Raw genomic sequence first — 20156 nt, 5'->3', positions numbered from 1 at the left:
AAGCCTTCGTCGACTGACCGACTCTCTACCCAGGCTTGCTATGCTTCGTTTCATCTGGCCATTAGTCCTCCTGCTGATTGTTCTGCATCAAGACGATTGGAACTGGGAGGACGGCACCCTTGTGTTTGGTTTTATCCCAAAGGGGCTCTTCTACCACGCCTGCATCTCGGTCGCGGCTGCGACGACTTGGCTGCTCGTGGTACTTTTTTGTTGGCCAAAGCAGCTCGATGAAGAGAACGGTAACGAGGGGGGGAGCCCCTCATGAACTTGCCTTTGTTGATAGCGGCAGAAGCTGCCAAGACTCCGCCCTCAGGGCTGACACAATTCTGGATCATTCTCGGTTATCTCTGCCTGCTTGTGGGCCTTGGCTTCTTTGCCAGTCGCATGTTCACGGGCACGAAGAGTGACTACCAGTTGGCAAGCCACTCGATTGGGCCGTTCTTGCTGCTGATGAGCATCTTCGGCACAACGATGACCGCCTTCGCTCTACTTGGTTCGACGGGCGAAGCGTTTAAGGAAGGCGTCGGCGTGTACGGAATGTTGGCTTCCTCCAGCGGCATTATCCATTCGCTTTGCTTCTTCGTGGTCGGCATTCGGCTCTGGTCGTTTGGGAAGAGATATGGTTACGCGACTCAAATTCAGTTTTTCCGTGACCGACTGGATAGCGACTTAATTGGATTGCTCCTATTTCCGATCCTTGTTTCCTTGGTGATTCCTTATTTGCTGATCGGCGTCATGGGCAGTGGAACGGTGATTCAGACAATGACCGCCGGTGCTTTTCCTGATGTTGAGGCTTTCAAGACCGATTCTCCGGCAACCAGTTTTGGCGTGCCGAAGTACCTCGGCTCTCTAGTCGTCTGCTGTGTCGTGCTTAGTTATGTGTTTTTCGGCGGGATGCGCGGCACTGCCTGGGCGAATGCGTTTCAAACGATCGTGTTTATGGTGCTTGGAGTAGTCACGTTTTGTGTGATTGCTAATCGGCTCGGTGGCGAGGAGTCGCTGCTGGCGAACCTCCGCAAGCTGGGCGAAGCGATTCCGCCCGAGAAGGCCACGCGGATGGAAATGTCGAAGACCAAGTTCTTTAGCTATCTCTTGATTCCGCTCTCTGTAGGGATGTTCCCGCACTTATTCCAGCATTGGTTGACTGCCAAGAGCGCCAAGAGTTTCCGCCTTTCAGTCGTCGCGCATCCGCTGTTCATCATGATCGTTTGGGTGCCTTGCGTGCTGATTGGTGTCTGGGCGACCACGGACTTGATTCCTGCCAATGTGCCGATCCCCAAGAATCCCAATGCGGTGCTCACGGTACTGGTGAAGAGCCTCACCTCGCCTCTGCTTGGCGGATTATTAACCGCTGGGATTTTAGCGGCGATCATGTCTTCGCTCGACAGTCAGTTTCTTTGCATTGGCACCATGTTCACTAACGACATTGCGACCCACTATGGAGGCAAAGGCCGCTTCACCGACCGTCAGGAAGTGATGCTCACTCGCGGGTTTATCATCGCCATTGTTGCATTGACCTACTGGTTCAGCCTCTACGAAGCGAAAAGCGTCTTTACGCTGGGCGTGTGGTGCTTCAGCGGATTTGCAAGCCTGTTTCCCCTCGTCCTGGCGGCTGTCTACTGGCGTGGGCTAACCAAACCGGGGGCGTACGCTTGCGTTATCGCCACCATCGCGGCTTGGTTTTACCTGTTCCGCGAGTCAGGCTATGGAAAGAACCGCAGCTACGCGATCGATCTGTTTGGCTATGAAGTGATGCCAGTGGCAGGCATCTTCCTAGCCTCCGCAGCAGCCCTCGTGGGCGTTTCGCTGATTACGTCGCCGCCGAAAGAAGAGACGCTGCGGAAGTTCTTCGCCGAACGAGCTTAGGCTGCTGTGTGACAAGGACGTTTGTTGTCGCGTTTCGGCATCATCGTGTTTGGTTTCTCACACTAATCAGGCAAGGGCCCGCTCCTTGCTTGCCTGTTTCGACCGCTTTCTGCGGGAAAACTGTGAACTGGCATGGGCCTTGCGGTAAACCCTGCCAGTACCGACCGCGACGGGTAGCATTCGTACCCTTTCGCGGCGACTTTATCTTTCTCCTGTGAGGACCGCCCATGTCGACCCCATCGAACAATCAATCGCTACTTGAAAACTGGACACAGAAAACTTTCGACACGGTTGAAGAGGGCGTGTTGGTCGCTCGGCACAAGCTGGAAGAAACAGGTTTGTTTTCCGACGAAGCATTGGCGGAAATAATCGACTCGCATCCCCCCGAACATCTTGGTGTCAGCACGATGGGCGTTGACCCGAACGTCTTTGATTGGCGTGAGGGACATCGTGATGGTGAGTCTGGGGCAGAGTTGGTAGAACTCCTCAAGAGCGGCCAGCTCTGGGTGAACATTCGTCGGCTGTTGGATTTCCATCCTGAGCACGCTGCAGCCATTCATTCGATGTACGACGAGATCGAACAGAACAAGTCAGGCTTCAAAGCGGAGAATCGCACAGCGAATCTCTTGCTTTCCTCGCCAACGGCTTGGGTTCCCTACCACGTCGATATGCCAGTAAACATGCTCTGGCATATCCGTGGTTCGAAGCGTGTTTGGGTCTATCCTCCGTTTGATACGCGATTTGCCTCCATCGAAGTGCTAGAGAAGGTTTGCTCAGGCGAATGGTCTGAGGATGTCCCTTACAGTACGGACTACGATCGCTACGCTTTGGTTTTCGATGCCAAGCCTGGCGAACTGATCACGTGGCCTCAACTGACGCCGCATCGTGTGAGGAACTTGGAGGGGTTGAACGTTTCGCTCTCGACTGAGCATAAGAATGCCCGTGCCCGTCGTCGATTGAACGTTCACAACGCGAACTATCACCTTCGCAAGAGCTTTGGCGTGACGCCGAGGAGTATCGAAGTCGACGGACCGATCGCCCACAGCAAGCAGTGGTTAGCGCGTGCCTTCCGCTACGCGGACAAATTCGCTGGCAAAGAAAAGGAACAATTCGTTTATCCGAAGAGCTTCGTGGTCGATGCGAACGCTCCGCACGGGTACCGGATTCTCGAAGGTCAAGAGCATGCTGTGGTTGCTCCTCACGAAGAGTTGGAGCCAGTGGCCAGCTGAGATGACGCTCGGCGTTTGGTTTTCTCAAGTTTCTCGCAGGGAACGCCCTGAAAGCGTTCCCTGCGGTCTTTTCAGCCGGTCGGACTTTAAGCGATGCTGCCGCCTCCACAGCCAATATCTCTTCTCTACAAGAGCTTGCAAAAGTTTGTCACGCTTGACATTACTTGGTTGATGACCCTGGAGGCGAAGGATCTCAGAGCCAAGCGAACGCCTGGCGACGTTGCTCTGCGACGACTCTCGGAACAAGACGTTCGCTCGCATAGCCTGTTGCCCGACTACCAACTTGCCGCAGAAGATGCTGACCGTCTGCGGAGGGCCAGTCATGAATGCTTAGCTGCATTCGTCGATAATCAGCTCGCCGCTTATGCTTGGTATGCTTTTGAAGGAGTGGCCGCGAAACTCAACCGCGGAGCGGATGATGCTTCAGGCGTAGCGCTGACTTATCCAAGAAGCATGGTTTTTCTCTATAAAGGCTTCACCCACCCGAAATTTCAAGCTCGTGGACTCATTGGGTTGATTCAGCAGCATGCTTTGCGAACATTCAACAGCCGAGGAATCAATACGCTGCTTTCGACGGCGGAATGGAATGACAAAAAGGAATTAGAGAATCACCAACGCGTTGGCTTTCGGCCTGTTGGGCGAATCTTTGTTGCGGGAGCAGCCGGCGAAACCGTCCTGAAGGTCACCGCAGACGCCAAAGCAATTGATGTTCGTGCAGGGAAGAGCATTTCGGAGCTTCGGGCTAGAAGTTCGAAGCGTTGCGACCCTATTGCTCAAACCCGTTCGGATGGTCGCGATGCCACTCCCAGGCGGACTGCACAATCGGCTTGATGCCGACATACTTGGGCTCCCAGTCGAGGGTCTTACGAGCGAGACGTGCGTCGGCGACAAGCCTGTCAGGGTCCCCTGGGCGGCGATCGACCGTTGTAGCGGGGATCTCATGTCCTGTTACTTCGCGGCAGGCGTCGATCACTTCCTTCACGCTGGCTCCTTCTCCAGTGCCCAGGTTCAAGCAAAGCCCTTTACCAGGTTCTAGCCGCTGGAGCGCGGCGATGTGTGCGGTCGCCAGATCGTCCACGTGAATGTAATCGCGGATGCAAGTCCCGTCGGGCGTGTCGTAGTCGTCGCCGAAGATCTTGATCTCCTCGCGTTTCCCCAGGGCAACATCGAGGACCAGTGGAATCAAATGCGTCTCGGGCGAATGATCTTCACCAATCGATCCATCATCGGCAGCACCCGAGGCATTGAAGTAGCGGAGCGCGGCATAGCCGAAACCGTAAGCGGCTGCGTAGTCCTTCAGGGCGTGCTCGATGACGAGTTTGGTAAAACCGTAAGGGTTGATTGGCGCTTGTTTTTCAGCCTCGGTGATTGGGACAATCTCAGGGATTCCGTAAGTCGCACATGTGCTGGAGAAGACGATTTTCTTGACGTTGGTCGCCCGCATTGCTTCTAGCAGTGAGAGCGTCCCAACAACATTGTTCTGGTAATACTTCGCGGGGTCGGAAACTGACTCGCCGACATAAGCAAAGGCCGCGAAGTGCATGACGGCATCGATCTGGTGGTCGCGAAAAGCAGCCGCTAGCTGGGCACCATTCATGAGGTCGCCTTCGATGAAGCGGTCCGCAGGGACCGCTTGACGATGGCCGTAGCTGAGATTGTCGTAGACCCAAGCCTCGTGCCCTGCCAGGCGAAGCATTCTGGCTGCGTGCGATCCTACATATCCTGCGCCGCCGGTTAAAAGCACATTCATACTTAGATTGATCTCTTTCGTTGGATAGTCTCAGGCTTGTCGAGTGCGTAGTATAGCAAATTACGTTTCGCAGCTAGGCCTGCACAATTCAGAGATGAATTTGATGAAATATCAGCGGTTTTGGGAGTTACCTGGTGCAGACAATCTGTCCAATTTTGCCGTTGTATGACACTTACACTAGAACGCGAACTCACATTCCACTGCCACCCAGAGCATTCCTGTTAGAATGAGAGTTTGTAGCTGCGCTCGCCTTGAGATCGCAGCTTCCTAGCAGACGACTCCAATCTAAGCGTTTGCCTATCTCCTAAAGCTACCGATGAATTCTGTTTCCCACAGGCTTGCTATCCTACTTGCTCTCTTCAGTGGTCTCGACTTGTCGAGGACCCAGGCGGAGAGTGACTCGAGCGAAGGTTTTCCGCGAGAGGTCAGCTTCAACGAACATATCCGACCCATCTTCGCGAAGCACTGCGTTGCCTGCCACGGTGGTGTGAAGGAGGCGAGCGGCGTCTCTTTCATCTATCGAGAATCAGCAATCGGTGAAGGAGACTCCGGCGAACGTGCCATCGTCCCTGGCGACGTCGATTCCTCGTACTTGATCGAGCGCGTTTCCGATCCCGACCCTGACTTCCGCATGCCACCCGCGGAACACGGACCGGCACTCGCGCCGCACGACGTCGCTCTATTGAAGCGGTGGATTGAGCAAGGAGCCAAATGGCAGGAACATTGGGCTTTCGTATTACCAGAAACCACAGAGCCACCGAGAGTCAGCGACAAGAATTGGCCGAGAAACGCCATGGACCATTTCATCCTTGCCCGTCTGGACGAGGAAGGGTTGAAGCCCGCCGGGGAGGGAAACCGTGCCTCATGGTTGCGACGCGCGACTCTCGACCTGACAGGGCTTCCGCCAACTGCGGAGGAGTACGAGTCGTTTAAGAGTGACGATTCAGTCGATGCTTACGAGAAGGTGGTCGATCGACTGCTCGCCTCGTCCGCTTATGGCGAGCGTTGGGCTTCGATGTGGCTCGACCTGGCCCGGTACGCTGACACGATGGGGTATGAGAAGGACCCGCACCGCAACATCTGGCCTTATCGCGATTGGCTCATTCGTGCTTTCAACGACGACATGCCGTTCGACGAGTTTACAATTAAACAACTCGCCGGCGATTTACTCTCCGAGGCGACGCTTGAAGATCGCATCGCCACCGCGTTCCATCGCAATACGCAAACGAATACCGAAGGGGGCACCGACGACGAGGAATTTCGCACCGCGGCAGTGATTGATCGGGTGAATACCACGTGGCAGGTCTGGGGAGCCACAACTTTCCGCTGCGTGCAATGTCACTCGCATCCGTACGATCCGATTCGCCATGACGAGTACTACAAGTTCCTGTCATTGTTCAACACGAGCCGCGACATGGATCAGCCAGATGAGTTCCCTGTCGCAAACGTACCCGCGAAGCAAGAGGACTGGCAGCGTGCTGACGAACTCGATGCCAAAGCTGCCGGATTACGCGAGGCGATTTTCCAGCAGACTGACGCGATTGCTCAAGACGCCAATGTTTGGAATCCGGCTGAAATCAGCAAAGCCGATTCGACAGGTCAGACGCAACTAAAGATAGCAACGGATTCGTCCCAAAAGATCAGCGAGGTGATAGCCGAGGGCACGATCACCGCGAACTCTACATACACAATTGATACGAAGCTGCCCGAAGGGATCCGCGAACTGACCGCTCTGAGAATCGACGCGTTGCCGAAAGACTTAGAAGCTGCGATCCGCACCCCTGAGATGGGATTCGTGCTGAGCATCCTCCGGGTGCATTTGATTGACGAGAACGGAAAGGAGATCAGCGAAGTCAAATTCGCCGATGCTTTCTGCGACGAGCCGCACCCGAAGTTCGACCCAAAGAAAAGCCTCGAACACAACGGCGAAGGTTGGGCGGACCACACGAAGATTTCATTCCCACGCTACGGAGTGTTTGTTACCAGCCAACCTGTGCCCGTTCCTCCGGGCAGCGGACTTCGTCTTTCGATGCGTTTTAGTATGTCCGCAACTGGGGCGATCGCGCTCTGTATCCAGCGGGGACAGTTTTCCGTCTCGGACAGCAAGCGTTGGACGGAGCTGCTTTCTGACGACGGGTTTCGAGAACTCCAAAGCGAACTCGCGGAGGTGAAGAAGCAGCGCAATGCCATTGAAGGCATCAAGTTGCCAGTCATGGCGGAGCTTCCCGATGAGCTGCAGCGGCGCAGCTTCGTATTCACCCGTGGTAATTGGCTCGACAAGGGCGAAGAGGTTGAGTCCGACATTCCGGCCTTATTCGGTAGCTTGCCCGAGGAATCAGCAGACCGCTTGGCGATGGCACGCTGGCTTGTTTCCAAAGAGAATCCGCTGACCGCTCGTGTCATGGTCAACCGACTATGGGAGCAACTGTTTGGGATGGGAATTGTTGAGACGGTCGAAGACTTCGGCACCTCCGGTACCCTGCCCTCTCATCCCGAGTTGCTTGATCACCTCGCGCTAAGATTCCAGAACGACCATCAGTGGAGTGTGAAGAAACTGCTGCGCAGCATCGTTCTCTCAGCAACCTACCGCCAATCGAGCCACGCCACCCCAGAGAAAGTCGAGCGAGACCGCCAGAACCGCTTGCTCGCCCGCGGTCCGCGGCAACGTCTCACGGCAGAGATGGTGCGTGATCAGGCGTTGCTTTTCTCTGGCAAGCTCTCCCGCAAAATGTACGGTAAGCCAGTGATGCCGCCGCAACCGGACGGCATTTGGCGATCAGTTTATAGCGGTGCCAAGTGGGAAGTCTCCGAAGGAGAGAACCGCTACCGCCGTGCGATTTATACCTATTGGAAACGAACCAGCGGCTATCCCAGCTTTATCACCTTCGACATGCCCAGCCGCGAGGTTTGCTCGCTGCGACGCATAACAACCAACACTCCGCTGCAAGCCTTAGTGACGCTGAACGACGAAGCGTTTGTCGAGTTGGCTCAAGAGTTTGCGAAACGGATAACCGAAATCGAGCAGTCACCCCAGGATAGCATTGCCGCGGGTTACGCCCTAGCCGTTGGGCAAGAGATTGGAGCGGACAAGCTTGGTCGACTGGTTGAACTTTATGAAACGGCTCTCGCGAAATTCGATGACGATCCCGACGCTGCCAGGCAACTGGCGGAAACACGCGAAGAATTCGCGATGACGATCGTCGCCAACGCGATGTTGAATTTGGATGAGGTCCTATCTCGATGAATCATCAGGAACATTTGGCCAAGCTGACGGTCGAACAAGCCACGCGACGGCACTTCCTCAGAGATTGTGTTGCCGGTTTGGGTGGTTTTGGTCTGGCAGGTCTTTTGGCAGAAAACTCGCTCGGCTCTGCTTCTCCCATCCAGCGAAATCCAGCAAAGCCGTTGGCGCCACTCGATCCGCATTTCAAACCGCGTGCGAAGCGAGTGATTTTCCTGCATATGGCGGGAGCTCCGAGCCAGTTGGACCTTTTCGAGCACAAGCCGGAGTTGGCCCGACTCGATGGGGAGGATTGCCCCGCTTCGTTGATGGAGGGGCAGCGGTTTGCGTTCATCCGCGGCGTGCCGAAGCTGCTTGGACCTCAGTTTAAGTTTGCCCAGCATGGCGAATCGGGCACTTGGCTGTCGGACCGCTTGCCGCACTTCGCGAAAGTAGTCGACAAGGTCTGCTTTGTGAGAAACATGCAGACCGACCAATTCAATCACGGCCCGGCACAGTTGTTGATCCACACTGGGAACCAGAATCTGGGTTACGGTTCGATTGGCTCCTGGGTCACTTATGGCCTGGGGTCGGAAAACCAAAACCTTCCCGGCTACGTGGTGCTGCTCTCCGGCGGTAAGTTTCCCAGCGCGGGCAAAAGCACTTGGGGATCAGGCTTCTTGCCCTCGGTCTATCAGGGCGTGCAATGCCGTTCGCAGGGCGACCCGGTGTTGTTCTTGTCGAACCCCAAGGGCATCGACACTGACTTGCGTGGCAGTATCGTTGATGCGATTAATGATGTGAATCGACAGACTTATCAGGAGTTCAACGACCCTGAAACCGTCACACGGATTGCGCAGTACGAAATGGCGTATCGCATGCAAATGAGCGCTACCGATGCGATGGACTTGAACGACGAGCCACAGCACATCAAAGATCTCTACGGCTCCGAGCCGGGCAAGGAGAGCTTCGCCAACAATTGCCTTTTGGCGCGTCGTTTAGTGGAACGCGGCGTGAGATACGTGCAACTGTTTGATTGGGGTTGGGACGCTCACGGGGCTGCCGAGAGCGAAGCGATTAATCACGGCTTCAAACGCAAGTGTAAGGACATCGATCAGCCCATGTCTGCCCTGCTTCTCGATCTCGAACAACGGGGCCTGCTCGAAGATACACTCGTTGTCTGGTCGGGTGAGTTCGGTCGGACACCGATGCGTGAAAACCGTGGTGGAGCGGAAATGAAGTTCGTGGGCCGTGACCATCATCCGAATGCCTTTACGCTCTGGATGGCAGGTGGAGGAGTCAAGCCCGGATTTAGCTACGGCGAGACAGACCCGGTTGGGTATGCGACGGTCGGCGAGTCGGTCCATGTCCGTGACATGCACGCGACGCTGATGCACCTCTTGGGCATCAACCACGAAAAGCTCATTTTCCCGTCGCAGGGTCTCGACCAGAAACTCACGGGTGTGATCAAAGCTCGCGTGGTCAATGAGATCGTCGCGTAAGGTTTCTGTCAACGAATTGAACGAATCGCACAAATGGTTGTTGCGTTGATCCTCTTCAAGTAGCTACAACTTGTCGTGCCTCGTTGAGTTGTCAGCATCTGACAGGCGTCTGATGCGTTAGGGCTATTCGTGAGATTCGTGCAATTCGTTGACAAAGATTCCTTATGGCCTCGCCCAAAAAGCCTGCCCCTATCGAAGTTGTGGCTCACGGTGAGTTCCTGGAATGGCTCGAATCAACCGGCGGCACGCTCTTGGTGACGACCTATAATTCGGGGAAACTTGCATCGTTTTCTGTCGGCAAGGGCGGCCTGCACGTCAAAGTCTGGAAGTTTCCGCGGCCAATGGGCATGGCCATTCGTGGTAACAAGATCGCGTTGGCTGCACGTGAGTACCTGCGTGTTTTTTCTAAAGCTGAGTCGAATCTATTCACTCTCGAAACGAAATACGCAACGGGCAGACTCGACATGCACGACGTGGCATTCGGACGCCGTGGGATCTATTTCATGAACACGAAGTTCAACTGTTTGGCACGTCCCAGTTCGCGAGTTAATTTTTTGCGAAGCTGGCAACCTAGTTTCATTGAGGAGATGCGCCCGAAGGATTGCTGCCATCTCAACGGACTGGGAATGTGCGAAGGCCGACCCACGATGGTGACCGCGTTTGGGGAAACGAGCGAGCCAAAAGGCTGGCGCAGTCTTGACCGTTTAACCAGCGGTGTGGTGATCGATGTCGCGAAGAATGAGACCGTGGTCAGCGGCCTCTGCATGCCTCACTCACCACGTTGGCATGACAGTCAGTGGTGGCTTTGCAACTCAGGCATCGGTGGCTTGGAAAAGTTCGACCCATTGACCGGCACCCGCACGACCGTTAGCGAATTGCCTGGCTTCACCCGTGGGCTTTCTTTTGTTGGGAAGGTGGCGCTCGTGGGATTGTCGAAGATCCGCGAGAAGCACATTCTTGATACGCCACTGCTGCGCAAAGCTGAGTCCACGGTCCAAGCTGGCGTGGCTGCCGTGGAAGCCGATACGGGACGATTGATCGGCAGGCTCGAATTCACCAAGGGGGGGAGCGAAGTCTATGAAGTCACCTTCGTGCCAGGGGTGAAGCGAGTCGAGTTTCACGATGAGTCTGAGTAAATCCAGAATAGCCCTGAACTCAAGGGTGGCTGGGGACGAGCGTAGCGAGCCCCCAGCCACCCAATACAATGTTCTTACACGTTTGGCTTCCAACTAGTGATCACCGCCAGCACAATGAGCCCTCGCAGGCTCCAAGCAATCGTGCGGATCCAATTCGTGCTGACCAGTCGCTCGTAGACGTCTTGGTCGAAGCCTTCCAGCAGCTTCGTATGCAATGGCACTTGCAAGAAAGCTGTCGAAGCCCAATTCACGACGACAAGCCCCGCACCAGTCCAGAGAAGCCAGCTGGGCACGCCAGCAGGTCGAAACCAGAGTAATAGTCCGGCAGAGATCAGCTCGGCGAACATCAAAGGGGCGACGACCCAGGTGGTGGCCCGTTGGTGGATTTGTTCATAGGCCCCGAATCCGGCCTCGCCGACGCGATCGAAGAGCGGATAGTGGACGATCTGCACGAACCAGATCAAGCCTACCATCGCCCAGGTCGAGGCTAGCTGCGTAAGCACCAGGAATCGGATCATTCAGTCGTCCTATCAACTGCCTCTGCTCGGCAGTGGAACTGGTAGGCACGCCACAGAATCACTGTGAAGGGCACCCACCAAATGAGATCATTCGTGAGGATCGTCCAGCCCATCGTGGCGGGAAAACGACCACTGCTCACAGCCCCAATGAAACCGATCGGACCAAAAATCTTGCCCAAGAGTCCGACGAGGACAATCGGCCAATGGCGATAGGGCCTAAGCCCGGCGATTGCGTAGCCGATTCCGTAAACGCCGACAATCATTCCAATGCATTGCCAAAGTTCCAGATAGTTCGGCAACGGATCGAAACCTGCCCAGCGAAAGATGGACTCCGGCATGAAGATCGCCCAAGCTCCCCACGCTAGATTGTAGGCTCCAGCGAGATAGAGAGTCCATCGCATCCAGGGCTGGCCGGTTTCTTCAGTCATGCCGTTTCAAGATTGTTGCGGTAGGTTTTGGCCACGGATTGCACGGATGACACGGATAAATCACAGAAGGCAACGAGGGTAATTAAGAAACCCAAGATAGAGTTTGAGAAATAGTAGCCATCGCGCGTTTTAGCAGTGTGATCCTTGCTCGAGTAATCATGAGGTCGATCCGTGTCATCCGTGCAATCCGTGGCCAAATTCAGGATTGACTCATATTCGAATTTGGGACTATCGCGGGATCAAACTTCCCAAACCGCCATCAACTCCAAGAACTTGTCCGGTGACCCAACTGTTCTTTGGATCAACAAGCCACGCCAACGCGGAAGCGATATCTTCAGGCTCGCCCAACCGACCTAAAGCGTGCATTCCTTCACTGTGCTTGGCGGTGGCTTCACTCTCCCAAAGTTTACGTGTCATCTCCGATTTCACCAGGCCGGGTGAGACGGCGTTCACTCGTATACCGCGATTGCCATAAGTGGCAGCAGCCGAACGGACTAGTCCCGCGATTCCCGCCTTCGCTGCTGCGATCGCTTCATGATTCGGTAATCCAATCTGGGCAGCGGCAGAAGAAACAAGGGCGATCGAGCCACCTTCGCTACGCATCGCTTTTGCAGCGGCTCGGACCGCGGCGAACGAGCTGAAGAGATTTGTCGTCAGGACGTCGTTCCATTCCTCGTCACTGGTGGTGTGAGCAGGCTTCAGTAGCACAGAACCAATGCAGTTGACTACGCCATCAACCCGACCATGTTCCTTCTTCGCCAATTCGATGGCGGCTGTAATGCTCTCGCCATCGCTCGCTTCGACATTGCTGGTGCGGCAGTCGAATTGCTCTCCCAGACGGTCGATAGCGTCTCGATCTCGGCCTCCAAGGAGCAATTTCGTCCCCTGGGCGGCAAGGTGACTGGCGAGAGCGGTGCCGACACTTCCCGTGGCCCCCAGAATTACAATTACACCAACGTCAGTAGTTTGCTCTGGCATAAGCCTCAATCCTGGGGTCTGACAAGATTCGCGGCGTACCGAACAATTCGGCGTGCGGGAACTTGCGAATAAGTGAAATCGCCGCTGGAAAGTGAGGCCCCTAGCGACTGGTCGTGGAGCCTTCCAAACGGTAGACTATAAGACCGTGGAGAGGAGCGGATTTTAACGTTATCCGGCAATCCACGGCATTGTTACCTAAGCTTGAAACCGAAATCAGAGTCAGCGAGGAATTTCGTGGACCAATCAACCGCCGAAACGTTTAGCGACGAACAAATAGCTGAAGAAATCCTTCGCCTCGTGAATCTACGTGGCCCCAAGAAGAGCATCTGCCCTTCCGAGGCTGCTCGCCACTTGGGTGGTGGAGACTATCGCGACATCATGCAGCAGGTCCGTGATGTGGCCGCTGAACTGATCACCAAGGGTGAGCTCCGCGCCACGCAGAAGGGTGAGACCGTCGATCCAGATACGGCCCGTGGCCCAATCCGCTTGGCATTGCCTGAGACTGACGAAGCCTAGAGCGGCGATTACGCTCTTCTTGCTTTCTCGGTTTGCTTCGTGCTTGGCTCAGCTTGGTGCTGAGCTATTCTATTGTGTCTATGCAGCGGACTGAGCCGTGGATAAGCCGACGTCAATTGTTTGGTTTCGACAAGATCTTCGAATCGCAGATCACCCTGCCCTCTTGAAAGCCGCTGAGCGTGGTGTTGTCCTGCCGGTCTTTATCTGGGCCCCAGATGAAGAAGGCGACTGGCCGTTAGGCGGGGCCTCGAAGTGGTGGCTGCATCACTCGCTGCAGAGTCTCAATTCCCAACTTGAGAAGTTGGGTTCTCGCTTAGTCATTCGCGAAGGCGATTCTCTAAAGTCCCTTCGCGATCTCATCGAGCAGAGTGGCGCATCGGCCGTTTATTGGAGTCGCCGCTACGAGCCGGCTGCCATCGACCGTGATCAGGAAGTGAAGTCCGCGCTCAAGTCAGACGGCATTGAAGTTGAAAGTTTCAACGGCAGCCTCCTCTACGAACCTTGGGAGATCGAAACCAAAAGTGGCGACCCTTACAAGGTATTCACTCCGTTTTGGAAGGCGTGCCGGTCACAGCACACCGATCACGATCCCCTAGAGGCACCTAGCGAGCTGGAGTCGCCTTCAAGCTGGCCAAAATCAATGAAGCTTGATGACTTGGGGTTGCTGCCCAAAATCGACTGGGACGAAACTTTCTACGACGTCTGGCAGGTGGGGGCTAAGGCGGCAGAGGAGTGCTTGGAAGAGTTCATCTCAGAGGGCCGACTGGGTGACTACAAAGAGGATCGCAATCGGCTCGACATCAAAGGCTGGTCGCAACTCTCGCCACGGCTGCATTTTGGAGAGGTCAGCCCGCGGCAAGTTTGGGCGTCGGTGAAAGCCGCATTCAATGGGGCTGAGTCTTTGAAGAAAAGCTCAGATACGTTTCTTAGCGAAATCGGTTGGCGGGAGTTCGCTTATCATCTGCTCTATTATTTCCCCTCGACCACGAATAAGCCGTTACGCGAGAAGTTCGCGGACTTCCCTTGGGATGAGGATGCAGAAAACCTGAAACGCTGGCAACGCGGACAGACCGGCTATCCCGTAGTCGACGCCGCCATGCGGGATCTGTGGGCGACCGGCTTTATGCCGAATCGTGCCCGCATGATTGTCGCTTCGTTTCTGACCAAACATTTGCGGATTCCTTGGCAACGTGGGGCGGAGTGGTTTTGGGATACGCTGTGCGACGCGGATCTGGCGAGCAACACGCTCGGTTGGCAGTGGACCGCCGGGTGTGGGGCGGACGCCGCGCCATACTTTCGCATCTTCAATCCCATGACTCAGGGAGAGAAATTCGACCCCCAGGGCGACTACGTGCGCAAGTGGGTTCCGGAGATTGCCGATCTGCCCGACAAGTACCTGAACAAGCCCTGGGAAGCCGAGGACGAGGTGCTTGAAGCAGCAGGCGTCGAACTTGGCAAAGATTACCCCGAGCCGATCGTTGATCATTTTGAGGCCCGCGACGAGGCGTTAGTCGCCTACAATGAGATCAAGTGATGCTCAGGTGGCCGGCGGCAGGAAATGGATACTCTTCACGAAGCAACTCGAACCTGGCTCGCGGAAGCGTTCGAGTCGCCGACGAAGATCCAACAACAGGCTTGGCCCCAACTCGCCGTCGGGAAAAATGCACTGCTTCTCGCGCCCACGGGTTCAGGCAAAACACTAGCCGCGTTTCTGGCGGCTATTGATCGACTGATGTTTGGCGAACCGCCAAACGAGGATAACCCTGGGATTCGCGTTCTATATGTCTCTCCGCTGAAAGCCCTCGGCGTGGACGTTGATCGCAACCTGCGTGCACCTCTGGCGGGCATCCGTACCGTGGCTGGGCGGTTGGGCTTTGATTTCCACGAACCAACCGTGGCCGTCCGATCAGGAGATACGAGTTCGCGCGAGCGGCAACAGATTACCCGTCATCCGCCGGATATTCTCATCACAACGCCTGAGTCGCTGTACTTGATGCTCACTTCGCAAGCGCGCGAAGTGCTGCGTTCGGTCGAAACGGTGATCGTCGATGAGATTCACGCGGTTGCCGCGACGAAGCGAGGGTCGCACTTGTTCTTAACGTTGGAGCGATTAGAACGCCTCCGACGCGGCGGAACCGCAAGCGTCACGGACAAGGCAAGCCAACCGCTTGCGGTTTCGCCGGAGAAAACTCCGCCACTCCAGCGCATCGGCCTCTCTGCCACGCAACGCCCCTTAGAAGAAATCGCCAGACTTCTCGGCGGTGGCGAGGCAACGTCCGATCCCGATAAGCCCCCCGCCCCCCGGCCCGTGGAAATCATCGACGCGGGTAGCCGGAAGCAACTGGAGATCACCGTCGAGGTGCCTGTCGAAGATATGGCGGCAATGGGCAAACCGGCTGAGGTGCAAACGGGTCCTACCTCTGCCGGGCCTTCCCTGCCCTCCATCTGGCCGGCAATCCACCCGCGGCTGGTGGAACTGATCCGCGCGCACCGATCAACAATGATCTTTGTGAACAGTCGCCGTTTAGCGGAACGACTTTCTGCGTCGATCAACGAATTGGCAGAGGAAGAAATCGCGTTGGCACACCACGGTTCGCTCGCACGCGAGCAACGCGTGGAAATTGAAGACCGTCTCAAACGCGGTGACTTGCCGGCGATTGTTGCGACGTCTTCCTTAGAGCTTGGCATCGACATGGGAGCGGTGGATCTGGTGATCCAGATCGAAGCTCCACCGTCAGTGGCGTCGGGCCTGCAACGGATCGGACGTGCCGGACACCATATTGGGGCGGCGAGCGAGGGGGTGATCTTTCCCAAGTATCGCGGTGACCTGCTGGCCTGTAGCGCTGCGGTGGCGAACATGCTTGGCGGAAAAGTTGAATCAACGCGCTACCCGCGAAATCCGCTCGATGTCTTAGCTCAACAGATCGTTGCGATTGTTTCGCAAGAGCCCTACTCCGTCGATGATCTCTACGGACTCGTTCGCGGTGCTGCTCCATTTCACGAGTTGCCGAAGAGCCTCTTCGAGGGTGTTCTCGATCTCCTTTCGGGCCTTTATCCCTCTGACGAGTTTTCCGAGCTACGTCCACGCATCAATTGGGATCGCCTCACGGGCGTGATTTCCCCGCGCAAGGGTTCGCAACGGATCGCGGTGCTCAACGGAGGGACGATCCCCGACCGTGGGCTCTATGGAGTTTATCTTGCTGCTGGAGATGAGGGCGGAGCGCGAGTTGGCGAGCTCGACGAGGAGATGGTTTTCGAAACTCGCCCTGGAGATGTCTTTCTGCTGGGGGCTTCCTCTTGGCGGGTGATGGACATCACGCGAGACCGGGTGCTCGTCACGCCAGCGCCTGGAGAACCGGGACGGATGCCTTTCTGGCGTGGTGATGGTCCGGGCAGACCGCTCGATTTTGGTCGGGCCATCGGCGAAACCACACGGCAACTGGCTGCCTTGCCGTATACCGCGGCAGAGGAAAAGCTTCGAGCTGAAAGCGGGCTCGACGAGCAAGCGGCAGAGAATCTCGTCCGCTACCTGCGCGATCAGGCGGAAGCGACCGCCGAGTTGCCTACGGATAAAACGATTGTCGTCGAATCGTTTCTCGACGAGATCGGCGACTGGCGTGTCGTCATCCTCTCGCCCTTCGGTTCGCGTGTTCATGCTCCTTGGGCATTGGCGATGATAGGACGAATTCGCGAACAGACGGGCGAGGATATCGATTTCACGTGGGGCGACGATGGCATCGTGCTGCGTCTGCCAGAGAGCGAGAGTCTGCCGAGCTTGGAGACGCTCTTTCCCGCCCCCGAGCTTGTCGAGGACGAGCTTGTTAAGCATCTTGGCAGTTCCTCGCTGTTCGCCGCTCGCTTTCGCGAAAACGCAGCCCGTGCGTTGCTGTTGCCACGACGGCAGCCCAATAAGCGCACGCCGTTATGGCTACAACGCAGGAAGTCTGCCGACCTCTTGAAAGTAGCCTCGCGATATGAACGGTTCCCCATTCTCTTAGAGACCTACCGCGAGTGCCTGCGCGACGTGTTCGATCTCGGTGGCCTCAAGCAAATCCTTAGCGAAGTGCAGAGCCAAGCGATTCGCGTCCACCAAGTCGAGAATGCAAACCCTTCGCCCTTTGCCTCTGCGCTGCTCTTCAACTACACGGCAAACTTTCTCTACAACGGTGATGCACCACTAGCTGAACGAAAGGCACAGGCGCTGGCGCTCGATCAGGTGCAACTTCGCGAGCTGCTCGGAGCGGCGGACTTCCGCGAATTACTCGACGCTGATGCAATCGACGGTGTGTCGCTCGCTTTGCAACGGCTCGATGAGCCGCGCGTCAAAGACCCTGATTCGCTGCATGGTTTGCTTTTGCACTTGGGGGACTTGAGCGAGGAAGAAGTCGCTTGTCGGCTTAGCCCCGGTAGCTCCACCAATGATGCAACTGGATGGGTCGAAGAGCTACTCGCTTCACGCCGAATCATCAAAGTCAAAATAGCCGGCGAGCTACGCCTCGCCGCGGCTGAAGATGCTTCGCGCCTCCGCGATGGGTTAGGCGTTGTCCCGCCACCGGGGCTCCCGGAAGCATTTCTCGCCTCAGGCGAAGACCCGCTCACGGACCTGGTTTCGCGCTATGCTCGAACACACGGCCCATTCCGGCTGCCCGACGTTGCCGCCCGACTGGGAATCAGTGAAGCAGCCGCCAAGCTTGCCTTGGAGAAGCTGGCCGAGCGCGATCGCGTCGTCTCCGGCGAGTTCCTGCCCGGCGGCACGGGTCGCGAATGGTGCGACACCGGCGTGCTGCGGCAAATCAAGCGGAAGTCACTGGCTAAGCTGCGCAAGCAGGTCGAGCCGGTTGCCGCGGAGCAACTCGCGCGGTTCTTACCTGTCTGGCAGGGGGTGACACGTCCGCGGAAAGGACTGGATGGTTTGCTCGACGTGATTGAGCAGTTGCAAGCCGCTCCCCTGCCCGCCTCGGAGCTGGAAACGACCATCCTGCCAGCACGAATCGCCGAGTATCAACCGAGCGACTTGGATGAGCTGTTCAACGCCGGAGAGATCGTCTGGCGTGGGCTGGAAAGCGTCGGCCCGCGCGATGGGCGGATTGCACTTTACTTAGCAGACAATGTTCCATTGCTCGCTCCCCGCCCAACCGTTCTTGATGAAGAAGAGGAAGCGACCAAGCAGATTCTCGAGTTGCTCACACAGCGAGGCGCCTTATTCTTCGATGAAATCGCCCGCCATCTCGGCGGTTTCCGCAATGATGTCTTGGCTTCGCTGTGGACGCTCGTGTGGGCTGGGTATTTGACGAATGATACGATGGCTCCGCTTCGTTCTCTCTGCCGTGGAAAGAAAGAGAAGCAAGGCGGTCGCCGACGGGAGCGCAGCCGGAATCGGTTCCGTTCGCGGCGCCAGTCGCAATTGCCAGGATCGGAAGGTCGCTGGTCGCTGCTACGCTATGTCGAAGGCGAGTCATCGCCAAGCCCCACCGAGCGTCAGACGGCACTGACCGAACTGCTGATCCGCCGTCACGGAATTCTCACGCGACCCTCGATTGATCGCGAGTCAGTCGATGGCGGGTTTTCGGCACTCTATCCGATCCTCCGCGCGATGGAAGATTCGGGTCGGGTCCGCCGGGGCTACTTCGTTGAAGGGCTCGGCGGGGCACAGTTCGCCTCACCGGGGGCTGACGATCTGATTCGACAGAAGAAAGCCGACACTCGCGGCGAAGACGCGAGCGACGGGCAACTTCTTCCCTTCGTTCTCTCTGCAGTGGACCCGGCTAACGCTTACGGAGCGATGCTCAAGTGGCCGGAGACCACCTCGGCTGAGACCCAGCCTCAACGCACAACCGGCTCGCAAGTCGTGCTTGACGGTGGACAGATCTTGAGTGTTTTGAATCTGCGGGCGGGAAGCATCATCACCTTCGCGGTCGACGATCCGAACATCAGGGAAAGTCGGCATCAACGGCTTGCCCAAACGCTGGAACACTTGGCAGCAGAACGGCCGATCTTGATTGCCAAGATTGACGGAGATGCACCGAGTGATTCGTCACTCGCGAAGGTCCTGTTGAAGCACGGCTTTCACGCCACCCATAGCGGCTTGCAGCATCGGGGTCCGGACCCGAGGGTGACCGGGCGTTCGGAACCGAAGCGTCGCTTGCGTGGCCGTCTGCTTGATGAGACCGCGGAAATTTATGAGACTCGCGATGCCTGAAGGGGATACGATTTACCGATCGGCGGCGAACCTCCGCAAGGCGATGGAGGGCGAAACCATCGACGCCGCACTCTGTCATAATTCCAGATTTGAGCAGCCGCTCTCTCCAGCAAGATTGGTTGGCCAATCTTGCGAACGCGTCGAAGCCCGCGGTAAGCATCTGTTAATGCATCTATCTAGCAGAGATGTCATCCACTCGCACATGGGAATGACCGGCTCGTGGCACGTCTATCGCATTGGCGAGCCGTGGCAAAAGGGCCGCCCGTTCGCTTCTTTAGAACTGCAGATGGCGGACTGGTCGGTCGTTTGTTTCACACCAAAGTTACTGGAGTTGCTGACGACGGATGAGCTGCGCAGACATCGCCACTTGAGCCGCTTGGGGTCTGATTTGTTGGACCCAGGTTTTGAGCTAGAAAAGGCGATTCAACGCCTTCGCAAACGTGACGATCTCACCATTGGCGAAGCCGTGATGGATCAGACGCTGGTGAGCGGTATCGGTAACGTTTATAAGTCGGAGACCCTCTTCCTAGAGCGTCTGAATCCGTTCCAGCGGGTCGGGGAAATCCCTGATTCGCGACTACAGCAATTGCTCACACGGGCTCAGAAACTCATGCTGAGAAATCTTGAAGGGCATCCTCGTAAGACACGCTTCGAGGGGGGCGACCGCCAGTGGGTTTATAACCGTAGCGGTAACCCCTGCCCGAAGTGCGGAGCAACGATTCAAATGCAAAGGCAAGGCGACCTGGGAAGGTCGACCTATTGGTGTCCTGAATGTCAGGCATGAGATAGTCGAGATTCGCTTCGCGAATCGCGA

15 protein-coding genes are annotated in these 20156 nt (G+C 56.4%); 11 read left to right on the top strand and 4 right to left on the bottom strand.

Features of this window, described 5'->3' with window-relative positions:
- Positions 1-40 precede the first annotated feature (40 nt).
- The 4 genes from RIB44_13435 to RIB44_13420 all read left to right on the top strand — a co-directional run bounded on the left by RIB44_13435 (position 41) and on the right by RIB44_13420 (position 3926).
- Positions 41-265, top strand: a complete 225-nt coding sequence (locus RIB44_13435) for a DUF3311 domain-containing protein (protein MEQ8617571.1) — start codon at positions 41-43, stop codon at positions 263-265.
- Positions 262-1866 carry a sodium:solute symporter family protein gene (locus RIB44_13430; protein ID MEQ8617570.1) on the top strand — a complete coding sequence of 535 codons (1605 nt, stop codon included), beginning with the start codon at positions 262-264 and terminating at the stop codon, positions 1864-1866. The genes RIB44_13435 and RIB44_13430 overlap by 4 nt, the downstream gene beginning before the upstream one ends.
- Positions 1867-2093: 227 nt before the next feature.
- On the top strand, positions 2094-3095 hold the full coding sequence (locus RIB44_13425; protein ID MEQ8617569.1) for a cupin-like domain-containing protein: 1002 nt from the start codon (positions 2094-2096) through the stop codon (positions 3093-3095).
- A 93-nt stretch (positions 3096-3188) separates the two neighbouring features.
- Positions 3189-3926, top strand: a complete 738-nt coding sequence (locus RIB44_13420) for a hypothetical protein (GenBank protein ID MEQ8617568.1) — start codon at positions 3189-3191, stop codon at positions 3924-3926.
- On the opposite strand, the gene galE is transcribed toward RIB44_13420, so the two are convergent.
- Positions 3862-4845 carry a UDP-glucose 4-epimerase GalE gene (gene galE, locus RIB44_13415; protein MEQ8617567.1) on the bottom strand — a complete coding sequence of 328 codons (984 nt, stop codon included), beginning with the start codon at positions 4843-4845 and terminating at the stop codon, positions 3862-3864. The genes RIB44_13420 and galE overlap by 65 nt on opposite strands.
- A 316-nt stretch (positions 4846-5161) precedes the next feature.
- On the opposite strand from galE, the gene RIB44_13410 reads away from it, so the two are divergent.
- The 3 genes from RIB44_13410 to RIB44_13400 all read left to right on the top strand — a co-directional run bounded on the left by RIB44_13410 (position 5162) and on the right by RIB44_13400 (position 10703).
- The gene (locus RIB44_13410; GenBank protein ID MEQ8617566.1) at positions 5162-8089 is read left to right on the top strand and encodes a PSD1 and planctomycete cytochrome C domain-containing protein; all 2928 of its coding nucleotides are present in this window, start codon (positions 5162-5164) and stop codon (positions 8087-8089) included.
- Positions 8086-9567, top strand: coding sequence for a DUF1501 domain-containing protein (locus tag RIB44_13405; GenBank protein MEQ8617565.1), 1482 nt, complete (start codon positions 8086-8088; stop codon positions 9565-9567). Before RIB44_13410 ends, RIB44_13405 begins: the two co-directional genes overlap by 4 nt.
- Before the next feature lie 164 nt (positions 9568-9731).
- On the top strand, positions 9732-10703 hold the full coding sequence (locus tag RIB44_13400; protein ID MEQ8617564.1) for a TIGR03032 family protein: 972 nt from the start codon (positions 9732-9734) through the stop codon (positions 10701-10703).
- A gap of 74 nt (positions 10704-10777) precedes the next feature.
- Here the strand turns inward: RIB44_13400 and RIB44_13395 are convergent, their stop codons facing one another.
- From RIB44_13395 to RIB44_13385, 3 genes are all read right to left on the bottom strand, one after another.
- Entirely contained in the window at positions 10778-11221 is a 444-nt protein-coding gene (locus RIB44_13395; protein MEQ8617563.1) for a hypothetical protein, read from the bottom strand.
- On the bottom strand, positions 11218-11649 hold the full coding sequence (locus tag RIB44_13390) for a hypothetical protein (GenBank protein ID MEQ8617562.1): 432 nt from the start codon (positions 11647-11649) through the stop codon (positions 11218-11220). The genes RIB44_13395 and RIB44_13390 overlap by 4 nt, the downstream gene beginning before the upstream one ends.
- Positions 11650-11877: 228 nt before the next feature.
- The gene (locus RIB44_13385; GenBank protein MEQ8617561.1) at positions 11878-12627 is read right to left on the bottom strand and encodes an SDR family oxidoreductase; all 750 of its coding nucleotides are present in this window, start codon (positions 12625-12627) and stop codon (positions 11878-11880) included.
- A gap of 234 nt (positions 12628-12861) precedes the next feature.
- Between RIB44_13385 and RIB44_13380 the strand changes: the two genes are divergently transcribed.
- The 4 genes from RIB44_13380 (at position 12862) to RIB44_13365 (ending at position 20126) form a co-directional block, all read left to right on the top strand.
- Positions 12862-13143, top strand: coding sequence for a DUF3253 domain-containing protein (locus tag RIB44_13380; GenBank protein MEQ8617560.1), 282 nt, complete (start codon positions 12862-12864; stop codon positions 13141-13143).
- A 97-nt stretch (positions 13144-13240) separates the two neighbouring features.
- Positions 13241-14677 carry a deoxyribodipyrimidine photo-lyase gene (locus RIB44_13375; protein ID MEQ8617559.1) on the top strand — a complete coding sequence of 479 codons (1437 nt, stop codon included), beginning with the start codon at positions 13241-13243 and terminating at the stop codon, positions 14675-14677.
- Positions 14678-14701: 24 nt separating this feature from the next.
- Positions 14702-19342 carry a DEAD/DEAH box helicase gene (locus RIB44_13370; GenBank protein ID MEQ8617558.1) on the top strand — a complete coding sequence of 1547 codons (4641 nt, stop codon included), beginning with the start codon at positions 14702-14704 and terminating at the stop codon, positions 19340-19342.
- Complete coding sequence (locus RIB44_13365; GenBank protein ID MEQ8617557.1) at positions 19323-20126, top strand: DNA-formamidopyrimidine glycosylase family protein; 804 nt, start codon at positions 19323-19325, stop codon at positions 20124-20126. The genes RIB44_13370 and RIB44_13365 overlap by 20 nt, the downstream gene beginning before the upstream one ends.
- Positions 20127-20156 lie beyond the last annotated feature (30 nt).

The sequence above is a fragment of the Lacipirellulaceae bacterium genome, assembly GCA_040218535.1.
In the GTDB taxonomy this organism is placed as follows: Bacteria; Planctomycetota; Planctomycetia; order Pirellulales; family Lacipirellulaceae; genus Adhaeretor.
The sequence above is the reverse complement of the archived record's forward strand: the minus strand, read 5'-3'. Positions and strand labels throughout refer to the sequence as shown.

What these genes read in the sequence shown, in the direction of transcription:
- RIB44_13435 (MEQ8617571.1), top strand. Translation starts at nt 41, where the DNA reads ATGCTTCGTTTCATCTGGCCATTAGTCCTCCTGCTGATTGTTCTGCAT.
- RIB44_13430 (MEQ8617570.1), top strand. Translation starts at nt 262, where the DNA reads ATGAACTTGCCTTTGTTGATAGCGGCAGAAGCTGCCAAGACTCCGCCC.
- RIB44_13425 (MEQ8617569.1), top strand. Translation starts at nt 2,094, where the DNA reads ATGTCGACCCCATCGAACAATCAATCGCTACTTGAAAACTGGACACAG.
- RIB44_13420 (MEQ8617568.1), top strand. Translation starts at nt 3,189, where the DNA reads ATGCTGCCGCCTCCACAGCCAATATCTCTTCTCTACAAGAGCTTGCAA.
- galE (MEQ8617567.1), bottom strand. Translation starts at nt 4,845, where the DNA reads ATGAATGTGCTTTTAACCGGCGGCGCAGGATATGTAGGATCGCACGCA.
- RIB44_13410 (MEQ8617566.1), top strand. Translation starts at nt 5,162, where the DNA reads ATGAATTCTGTTTCCCACAGGCTTGCTATCCTACTTGCTCTCTTCAGT.
- RIB44_13405 (MEQ8617565.1), top strand. Translation starts at nt 8,086, where the DNA reads ATGAATCATCAGGAACATTTGGCCAAGCTGACGGTCGAACAAGCCACG.
- RIB44_13400 (MEQ8617564.1), top strand. Translation starts at nt 9,732, where the DNA reads ATGGCCTCGCCCAAAAAGCCTGCCCCTATCGAAGTTGTGGCTCACGGT.
- RIB44_13395 (MEQ8617563.1), bottom strand. Translation starts at nt 11,221, where the DNA reads ATGATCCGATTCCTGGTGCTTACGCAGCTAGCCTCGACCTGGGCGATG.
- RIB44_13390 (MEQ8617562.1), bottom strand. Translation starts at nt 11,649, where the DNA reads ATGACTGAAGAAACCGGCCAGCCCTGGATGCGATGGACTCTCTATCTC.
- RIB44_13385 (MEQ8617561.1), bottom strand. Translation starts at nt 12,627, where the DNA reads ATGCCAGAGCAAACTACTGACGTTGGTGTAATTGTAATTCTGGGGGCC.
- RIB44_13370 (MEQ8617558.1), top strand. Translation starts at nt 14,702, where the DNA reads ATGGATACTCTTCACGAAGCAACTCGAACCTGGCTCGCGGAAGCGTTC.
- RIB44_13365 (MEQ8617557.1), top strand. Translation starts at nt 19,323, where the DNA reads ATGAGACTCGCGATGCCTGAAGGGGATACGATTTACCGATCGGCGGCG.